This is a genomic window from Duganella hordei, from assembly GCF_040369125.1.
Taxonomy (GTDB): Bacteria; Pseudomonadota; Gammaproteobacteria; order Burkholderiales; family Burkholderiaceae_D; genus Rugamonas; species Rugamonas hordei.
The window spans coordinates 1-1,059 of sequence record NZ_BPWI01000049.1 but is presented as its reverse complement, the minus strand read 5'-3'; the positions used below and the strand labels follow the sequence as shown (position 1 = coordinate 1,059).

Annotated in this window: 2 tRNA genes and 2 rRNA genes; all 4 read right to left on the bottom strand. The window is 50.8% G+C overall.

The features are described from left to right. Positions 1 to 94: ribosomal RNA gene (locus tag ABWW33_RS32965) — 23S ribosomal RNA — on the bottom strand; the annotation flags it as partial. A gap of 233 nt (positions 95 to 327) precedes the next feature. Further along, positions 328 to 403, bottom strand: a tRNA-Ala gene (locus ABWW33_RS32960). A gap of 12 nt (positions 404 to 415) precedes the next feature. Then, a tRNA-Ile gene (locus ABWW33_RS32955) sits at positions 416 to 492 on the bottom strand. 64 nt (positions 493 to 556) lie between these two features. Beyond that, positions 557 to 1,059 (bottom strand): 16S ribosomal RNA (locus tag ABWW33_RS32950); the annotation flags it as partial.

Genomic DNA, 1,059 nt, shown 5'->3' with positions numbered 1-1,059 from the left:
GTTTGCTAGCTCCCCGCAGCTTATCGCAAGCTACTACGTCCTTCATCGCCTGTAATCGCCAAGGCATCCACCATGTGCACTTATTCACTTGTCCCTATAACGTTAGCCCCTGCGACTAAACAAGGAGCGTTTATAGAAATAAGAAGTACTACGTTGTTGCGTTTGTTGATACATACAATCATTACCCATCGTATCCGCCTGTCGGCGAACACGATCAATAAAAATTTACTTACTTCTTCCAGATTGTTAAAGAACGTACAGCACTTGATCTCTAAAAGATCAAACCTAAATCGCAACCAGAACCTGGCTGACTTACGTTTGAACTTTTGGTGGAGGATGACGGGATCGAACCGACGACCCCCTGCTTGCAAAGCAGGTGCTCTCCCAGCTGAGCTAATCCCCCATTGGGTAAGACTGGTAGGGCTGGTTGGACTCGAACCAACGACCCCCGCGTTATCAACACGGTGCTCTAACCAGCTGAGCTACAGCCCCAAATGCTGTTCTTTAATATTGACAGTCGATAAGTGTGAACGCTTGTTGGAGAGTGCTACTCTAGAAAGGAGGTGATCCAGCCGCACCTTCCGATACGGCTACCTTGTTACGACTTCACCCCAGTCACGAATCCTACCGTGGTAAGCGCCCTCCTTGCGGTTAAGCTACCTACTTCTGGTAAAACCCGCTCCCATGGTGTGACGGGCGGTGTGTACAAGACCCGGGAACGTATTCACCGCGACATGCTGATCCGCGATTACTAGCGATTCCAACTTCATGCAGTCGAGTTGCAGACTACAATCCGGACTACGATACACTTTCTGGGATTAGCTCCCCCTCGCGGGTTGGCGGCCCTCTGTATGTACCATTGTATGACGTGTGAAGCCCTACCCATAAGGGCCATGAGGACTTGACGTCATCCCCACCTTCCTCCGGTTTGTCACCGGCAGTCTCATTAGAGTGCCCTTTCGTAGCAACTAATGACAAGGGTTGCGCTCGTTGCGGGACTTAACCCAACATCTCACGACACGAGCTGACGACAGCCATGCAGCACCTGTGTACTGGTTC